We start from the raw sequence: 7563 nt of genomic DNA, 5'->3' as shown, positions 1-7563 counted from the left end.
GGAGACCTCCGGCCAAGGTTGGTGCTTCGCAACCCCAGCTTCTCAGCCGCTCCTCGGGTGAACAACCTTCATAGCTTCGACAGCTAGATCCCCGACGCTTCCAGGGCATGGGTGGTCGTGTCGATGCGGGTCTGCAATTCGCGCATGAACTCGCCGCGCTTCAGACCGGCGGGGATCGGCGGCAGATATTCAAAGACGATGACGCCGGGCTTGACCAGGAACCCTTGCCCCAGTGCATGCCGGTATTGAGGGCCATCGGCGTCACCGGCAGGTTCAGCTCGCGGTAGAGGGCGGCGATGCCGGGCTGTAGTGCCGCCGGGCGTAGTCGCGGGTGTGCCGCGGGTTTGCCGCGGGTGCCCTCGGGGAAGATCACCACCTGCCGGACCTCCTTCATGCGGGCCAAGGTGTCGCGCACCAGCTTCTTCAGCGCCATGGCCGCGCCGGAGCGATCGACGACGATCATGCCGCCTTTCAGGCCATACCAGCCGAACAGCGGCACGTTCAGCAGCTCCTTCTTCATCACGAAGCTGGCGTCGGGCAGCAGGGCGAACTGGCTGAAGACGTCGAACATCGACTGGTGCTTGGGCGCGACCAGGGCCGGGCCGGTCGGCAGGTTCTCGCGGCCGCGCACCTCGATCCGCACGCCGGCCAGCCAGCGAAGCCCGAGAATGATGCCATTGGCCCAGATCCGCAGCGCCCACATGGTCGCTCGGCGGGGCAGGGCGAAGAAGGGAATCATCCAGGTGACGGTGGCGATCGACCACAGCCAGAACCACAGCTGGAACAGGAAGGAGCGCAGATAGATCAAGATGCTGTCCTCTCGGCCTCCGCCGGGGCGGCGGCCTTGTCTTTCGGGCCCAGCTTCAGGAACGACTCGCGGCCCAGAATCGCCAGGTACTTGCAATATTCAACGATCATCCGCCGGGCGCTGTTGGGGCCGCGCCACCAGCGGCGGGCGTTCAGGCTCTCGGTCACGACGGGATAGGGATAGAGCCGGGCCTCGGGCATGGCGGCGCGAAGCTCCAGCATCGCGCGCGGCATGTGATAGTCGGCGGTGACGACGATCAGGCTGTCATAGCCCTTGGCCTTGGCCCATTGGGCGGTTTCCTTGGCGTTGCCCACGGTGTTGGCGGCGTCATAGCCCAGGTCGACGCAGCAGGCATAGATCGGCCGCACGGCCTTGGTCACGTCCAGTACGTCCTCGCGCGTCGCCTCCGGATTGACGCCCGAGATCAGCAGGCGCTTGCCCTTGCCGGCCTCGAGCAGCTTGGTGGCGGTCTCCAGCCGGATGTTGGACGCTCCGGTCAGGACCACGACGCCGTCGGCGACGGGCGGGTCGGCGGCGGGCGTCGAATGGTCGACCCGGCCGCCGAAGGCCAACAGGCCGACGGTCCAGATCATCGCGACGATCAGCAGGGCGGCAAGGCTCTTCATGGCATGTCTCTCAACAGGCGCAGGGCCGCGCCGCGCGCCGCGATCCCGGCCACCAGGGCCGCCGCCAGGGGACAGGGCAGCGGCGCGAGCAGGTCGGTCCAGGCCAGCGGCAGGACCGGCGTCAGTCCCTGGCCGCCCCCCATGAGCCGCGCCGCCGCCCCGATCATGGCCGCGCTGGCCCCGCCCAGCAAGCCGGCGATGGCGGCCATGGCGGCGAACCGGTTCTGGAACAGCCCCGCGATGAAGCCCGCTTCGGCCCCGGACAGATGCAGCACCTCGATCACATCGCGTCGGGCGGCCAGGCCGGCCCGGGTGGCGAAGGTGATGACGGCGGCGGTCGCGGCGGCGATCAGGGCGAAAACCCCGGCGGCGGCGAACCGGGCCAGGCGCGCGGCGCGCTCGATGTCGCCGATCCAGCGGCTATGGTCGTCGACCACCGCATCGACATTGGCCTCCTTGAGGGCCGCGACCAGGGCCTCGGCCTTGGCGGGAGCCTTGGGATCGAGGTCCAGCGTCACTAGGCGCGGGGTGGGCAGGTCCTCGACCAGGGCGTCGCGCCCGATCCAGGGCTCGAGCAGAGCCTCGGCCTTGGCGCGGTCCAGGGCCCGGGCCTCGGTCACACCCTTGACGCCCGACAGGGTCTCGGCGGCGCGGGCGGCGGCGCTGTCGGGCGTTTCACCGGGACGGGCCCGGACCACAACCGTGGCGGAGTCGGTCAATTGGGCGGACCAGCCCTCGGCGGCGCGATTGGCCGCCAGGGCCGCCAGGGCGGTCAGGCAGGCCAGGAAGCACAGCACGGCGATGACGAAGACCAGCGACCCGTCGCGCGCATCGCGCGGCGGCAGCAAGGGGCCGGGCTTCCAGCGGGCGACGGCGAAGGTTTCACTCATCGATCTGCCCCGGGTCCAACAGCCGTCCGTGGTCCAGATGCAGGGTTGGGCGACCGGCGCGCGCCACCAGGTCCTCGTCATGGGTGGCGATCAGCACCGTCGTGCCCAGGCGATTGAGCTCGACGAACAGGCGTAGCAGCCGCAGCGACATGGCGGGGTCGACATTGCCGGTCGGCTCGTCGGCCAGCAGCACGTCGGGGCGGTCGACCACGGCCCGGGCGATGGCCAGGCGCTGCTTCTCGCCGCCCGACAGGGTGGCGGGCAGGGCGTGCATGCGATCGCCCAGACCCACCCACTGCAGCAGCTCTGCCACGTCGTCGCGATAGGTCGCGGGCTTGCGGCCGGCGATCCTCAGCGGCAGGGCGGCGTTGTCGAACACCGACAGGTGCTCCAGCAGCCGGAAATCCTGGAAAACCACCCCGATGCGGCGACGCAGGAACGGCAGGTCGGCCGGCGGCACCAGGCTGATATCGCGGCCAAACAGCTGCACGCGACCCCGTGACGCACGGTGCGCCAGATATATCAGCTTGAGTAGGGAACTCTTGCCGGCGCCCGAGGCGCCGGTGAGGAAATGGAAAGACCCTGCCTGTAGAGACAAGGAGAGATCGCTTAGGGTTTCCGGCCCTCGTCCGTACCGCATCGACACTCCTTCGAAGCGGACGACGGGGACGGCGTCAGCGTCCAGATCTTCGTCGATGCGCACGGGTGTGTCGTCAGGGTTTCTGGACATGGGTGACAAAATCGGCGACCTCGTTAGCAGGAGCGGGGAGCGTCCGATTCGCGGCCATGATACTGACCTGCCCAGAGTGCGCTAGCAGCTATTTCGTTGATGACTCCAAGGTCGGACCGCAGGGTCGTGTGGTTCGCTGCGCCTCCTGCGGAGCCCGCTGGACCGCGCGCAACGAGGACGCCGTCGATCTGTTCGATGAACCCTCGGACTCGGTGCTGGCCGCCGAGCCCGCCATCGCGGCCGTTGAGCCCGCCGCGCCGGCCTCCTCCGACCTCGACGCCGAACCCCCGGTCAGCGCCCTGCCTGGCGAGGAACTGCCCAAGGTGTTCCGGGCCCGGGCCGACGCTGAGCGTCGCCTCAAGGAAGCCAAGGCCACCGGCATCGTCTGGGGCGGCATGGCCGCCGCCATGGCGATCGTGCTGGTCGCGGCCGGCGCCCTGCGTCTCGACGTCGCTCGTCTGTGGCCCAAGACCGCCGGGGCCTACGCCATGGTCGGTCTCGATGTGAACACGGTCGGCCTCGTGGTCGATAAGGACAGTCTCAAGGCCCAGCCGAGCCTGGAAGGCGGCCATGCCGTCCTGATCATCACCGGCGTGATCCGCAACGTCACCGACCACGCCGTCACCGCGCCGCCGCTGCGGATCAGCCTGCTGAACGCCAAGAACAAGCGCGTCGCCGGCAAGATCGCCATCGCGCCCGATCCGGTGATCCCGCCCAGCCAGACGCGCCACTTTTCGATCACCCTGGTGGATCCGCCGTCGACGGCCAAGGACCTGGAAGTCGGCTTCGCCCTCGAGCACGGGGCCGGCAAGGGCGCCAAGACCGCCCTGCATGCGCCGGCCAAGCCGGTGGCGCAGGATCCCGAATTGCGCGGCGCCGTCGAGGCCCATGCCCCCGATCCGCACGCGTCCGAAACGGCCGCCCAACCGGTCGAAGGGGCTGGACACGAGGCCCCCGCTCATGAGACCGGAGCGCACGCTCCGGCTCCCGCCGAGCACCACTGAATCAAGAACCCTGAAATGACCGATGCAACCGCCCCCGAAGTGCTGGTCTCCCAACAGGAGATTGCCGAGCGGGTCGAGGCCCTGGCCCTGCAGATCGCGCCGCGGATCGACGACGACACCGTGGTGGTCTGCCTGCTGACCGGCGGGCTGTGGTTCGCCGCCGATCTGACCCGGGCCCTGTGGCGCGCCGGGCGCAATGTTCGCTTCGACGCCCTTTGGCTGGCCTCCTATCACGATGAGCGCAAGAGTTCGGGCCGCTGCGAAGTACGCGCCGATCTGCAGCGCCCCCTGGTCGGGCGACGCGCCCTGATCGTCGACGATGTTCTAGACACCGGCCTGTCGCTGAGCGAGGCCGCCCGTCTGGTCAAGGACGCCGGGGCCAGCGACGTTCTGACCGCCGTCTTCGCTCGCAAGCCCTGGCCCAAGCCGCGCCCGATCACGCCCGACTTTGTGGCCTGGGAAGCGCCGGCCCGCTATCTGGTCGGTTATGGCCTTGATGACGAAGGCAAGAGCCGCGGCCTGCCCTATGTCGGGGCGATGGACTAGCCATCGGCGGACGGCGGCATCAGGCCGCCCGCGCCCGGGCTCCTCGCGTCCGGCCGATGTCGAACAGGTCGACCCTCGCCGTCAGTTCCTGGGACTCGCCCTTCAAGGCATGAGCGGCGGCGGTGGTCTCCTCGACCATGGCCGCGTTCTGCTGCACGACCCGGTCCATCTCGCCCATCGTGGTGTTGACCTCGCCCAGGCCCTGGGCCTGCTCGCGCGCCGAGGCGGCGATCATGGTCACCTTGGCGTCGATCTCGGCCACCCGGGCGACGATGCGCTGCAGGGCTTCGCGAGTTCGACCGACCCGCTCGACCCCGGCCCCCACCTGATCGCCGGAAACCTGGATCAGCACCTTGATCTCGCGGGCCGCGTCGGCCGAGCGCTGGGCCAGGGCGCGCACCTCCTGGGCCACCACGGCGAAGCCGCGACCGGCGTCGCCGGCCCGGGCCGCCTCGACCCCGGCGTTCAGGGCCAGCAGGTTGGTCTGGAAGGCGATCTCGTCGATCACCCCAATGATCTTGCCGATCTGGCCGGATGAGGTCTCGATCAGGGTCATGGCCTCGACGGCCTCGGTGACCACCGGATCAGAGCGCTCGGCCTCCTGTCGGGCGCCGGCGGCGGCGCTATTGGCCTGACGGGCGCTCTCGGCGGTCTGTTGCACGGCGGCGGTGATCTGCCCCAGGGCGGTGGCGGTCTGGACCAGGGCGGCGGCCTGCTGCTCGGTGCGGCGGGCCAGTTCGTCCGACGCGCGGCTCATGTCGGCGACCCCGGCCGACATGCTGGCGGCGTTATGGGAGATCTCGCCCATGGCGGCCTGCAGGCGGCCCATGGCGCCGTTGAAGTCCAGGCGCAGGGGTTCATAGCGCGTCGCGAAGGTCTGGTTCAGGCGCCAGGTCAGATCGCCGGCCGACAGCCGGGCGAGTGCCGCGGCGAGATGCTCGACGACCAGGGTCTGTTCGGCTTCCAGGGCGGCCTTCTGGGCCGATTGCTCGGCATTGGCCGCATCGCGCGCCGCGCGTTCAGCGATGGCGGCGGCGTTGGCGGTGTCGGCGCGGCTCGCCGCATCCAGGGCCTTGTCGGTCCGTGCATTGACGGTGACGAACAGTCGCGAGACCCCTGCGGTCAGCCAGATCAGCGACCAGGCCGCGGTCGCGGTGACGCCGGCGTTGAAGGCCAGCCGCAGCAGGCTGACCTCGCCAGGCATCAGGCTATGCGGCGCCAGCAGGCTGGCTCCGAGATCGATCATGATGACGCTGAGCGCCCCGACCGCCACCACGCGCCAGTCGCCATAGGCCACCAGCAGGGCCAGGGCCGCCAGATAGGCGAGCCGGGCGTCGGCCTGCCAGCCATGTCCGGCGAAGGCGGCGATGAACAGGCTGACCTGCGCCACCAGCGCGACCGCGGTGGAGATCCGCTGGGCGGCGCTGTCGCGCCAAATTGCGTAGCCGCCCCAGGCGAGGCAGGCGGCCAGGGCGGCGCCGATCGTCAGGGGCACGAGCTGACCGCCGGCGAACAGGCAGGCCGTCGGCACCAGCAAGACCATCCCCGCGACACAGAGGCGGACCAGTTGGCCGCCGACCCGACGCTGGGCCTCGATGGTATCGAATTCGATCATCAGTCGCGCTCCACCCGTTGGCGAGCGTGATCGTCAACAGCGCCGCCCGGTTGCCGCAGGGTGCGCGGAGACGGTTAAGCCCGTGTGACGGAACCGCACAGAACGACAAGGTGTCGCATCCGGTTGAATACCTAGATCCAGGCCGGGATCAGATCTCGCGCCAGGATCTCGTCGTAGCTTGGCCGGGCGCGGATCACGGCGAAACGGTCGCCGTCGACCAGCACCTCGGGCACCAGGGGGCGGGTGTTGTATTCGCTGGCCATGGCCGCGCCATAGGCGCCGGCCGACATGAAGGCCACCAAATCTCCGGCTTCCAGGGGCGGCAGGAGCCGATCGCGGGTGAAGGTGTCGCCGGTCTCGCAGATCGGACCGACCACGTCATAGGCCGTGGCCTCGCCCGCGCGGGGAACCAGCGGTCGGATGTCGTGGAAGGCGTCGTACATGGCCGGGCGCAGCAGGTCGTTCATCGCCGCGTCCAGCACCAGGAACCGCCGCCCCTCGGGCCGCTGGTGCACGTGGATCACCTGGCTCAGCAGAACCCCGGCATTGGCGGCGATCACGCGACCGGGTTCGAAGGCCAGCTTGACGGGCAGGCCCTTGACGACCTCGCCGACCATGGTCGCGAAATCGGCGGGCGAGGGCGGTTCGGGCATGTTGAAATAGGGCACCCCCAGGCCGCCGCCGAGGTCGAGCCGTTCGACGTGAAGGCCTTCGCCCAGCAGCTGCTCGACAAGGCCGCGCATCTTCGTGAAGGCCTGGCGCATCGGGGCCAGGTCGGTGATCTGGCTGCCGATGTGGCAGGCCACGCCGATCGGTTCGAGGTTGCGGTTGTTGCTGGCGTTGGCGTAGAGGCGGGCGGCCTCGGCGAACGACACCCCGAACTTGTTGTCGGCCTTGCCGGTGGCGATCTTGGCGTGGCCGCCGGCCGCGACGTCGGGATTGACCCGGAACGCCACTTTGGCCCGGACCCCAAGCTCGGCGGCGACCGCGGCAACGGCGTTGAGCTCAGGCTCGGATTCGACGTTGATTTCGGCGACGCCGGCCTTCAGGGCGAAGGCGATCTCGTCCCGGGTCTTGCCGACGCCCGAGAACACGATCCGCTCGCCCGGAATGCCAGCCGCCAGGGCGCGGCGCACCTCGCCCTCCGACACCGTATCGGCCCCGGCGCCCAGGTCGCCCAGCACCTTGAGCACAGCGACGTTGGAATTGGCCTTGACCGCGTAGGCGACCAGGGGATCGACCACCCCGGCGTCGACCAGGGCGTCGCGGAACACCGTGAAGTGCCGTTCCAGCGTGGCGCGGGAATAGACATAGACCGGCGTGCCGACCTCGGCCGCGATACGG

At 69.7% G+C, this 7563-nt stretch carries 7 protein-coding genes and 1 pseudogene; 2 read left to right on the top strand and 6 right to left on the bottom strand.

Going from position 1 to position 7563, the window contains the following annotated elements; all coding sequences use genetic code 11:
- Positions 1-83 precede the first annotated feature (83 nt).
- The 4 genes and pseudogenes from CSW58_RS07010 to ftsE all read right to left on the bottom strand — a co-directional run bounded on the left by CSW58_RS07010 (position 84) and on the right by ftsE (position 3054).
- A pseudogene (locus CSW58_RS07010) lies at positions 84-808 on the bottom strand (lysophospholipid acyltransferase family protein).
- On the bottom strand, positions 805-1434 hold the full coding sequence (locus CSW58_RS07005; RefSeq protein WP_099446805.1) for a YdcF family protein: 630 nt from the start codon (positions 1432-1434) through the stop codon (positions 805-807). The pseudogene CSW58_RS07010 and the gene CSW58_RS07005 overlap by 4 nt, the downstream one beginning before the upstream one ends.
- Positions 1431-2324 carry an ABC transporter permease gene (locus tag CSW58_RS07000; RefSeq protein WP_099446804.1) on the bottom strand — a complete coding sequence of 298 codons (894 nt, stop codon included), beginning with the start codon at positions 2322-2324 and terminating at the stop codon, positions 1431-1433. The genes CSW58_RS07005 and CSW58_RS07000 overlap by 4 nt, the downstream gene beginning before the upstream one ends.
- Positions 2317-3054, bottom strand: a complete 738-nt coding sequence (gene ftsE, locus CSW58_RS06995; protein WP_369825105.1) for a cell division ATP-binding protein FtsE — start codon at positions 3052-3054, stop codon at positions 2317-2319. Before ftsE ends, CSW58_RS07000 begins: the two co-directional genes overlap by 8 nt.
- Before the next feature lie 56 nt (positions 3055-3110).
- On the opposite strand from ftsE, the gene CSW58_RS06990 reads away from it, so the two are divergent.
- Positions 3111-4058, top strand: a complete 948-nt coding sequence (locus CSW58_RS06990) for an MJ0042-type zinc finger domain-containing protein (protein ID WP_099446802.1) — start codon at positions 3111-3113, stop codon at positions 4056-4058.
- Positions 4059-4073: 15 nt separating this feature from the next.
- Entirely contained in the window at positions 4074-4604 is a 531-nt protein-coding gene (locus CSW58_RS06985) for a phosphoribosyltransferase (protein ID WP_099446801.1), read from the top strand.
- A gap of 19 nt (positions 4605-4623) precedes the next feature.
- On the opposite strand, the gene CSW58_RS06980 is transcribed toward CSW58_RS06985, so the two are convergent.
- Together CSW58_RS06980 and lysA are read right to left on the bottom strand one after the other, a co-directional pair.
- Positions 4624-6219 carry a methyl-accepting chemotaxis protein gene (locus CSW58_RS06980; RefSeq protein ID WP_099446800.1) on the bottom strand — a complete coding sequence of 532 codons (1596 nt, stop codon included), beginning with the start codon at positions 6217-6219 and terminating at the stop codon, positions 4624-4626.
- Positions 6220-6350: 131 nt separating this feature from the next.
- A partial coding sequence (gene lysA, locus CSW58_RS06975) for a diaminopimelate decarboxylase (RefSeq protein WP_099446799.1) occupies positions 6351-7563 on the bottom strand: 1213 nt, incomplete at its 5' end.

Source organism: Caulobacter sp. B11, from assembly GCF_002737765.1.
GTDB lineage: Bacteria > Pseudomonadota > Alphaproteobacteria > Caulobacterales > Caulobacteraceae > Caulobacter.
Note: the sequence above shows the minus strand (reverse complement) of the source record. Positions and strands in the feature narration are given on the sequence as shown.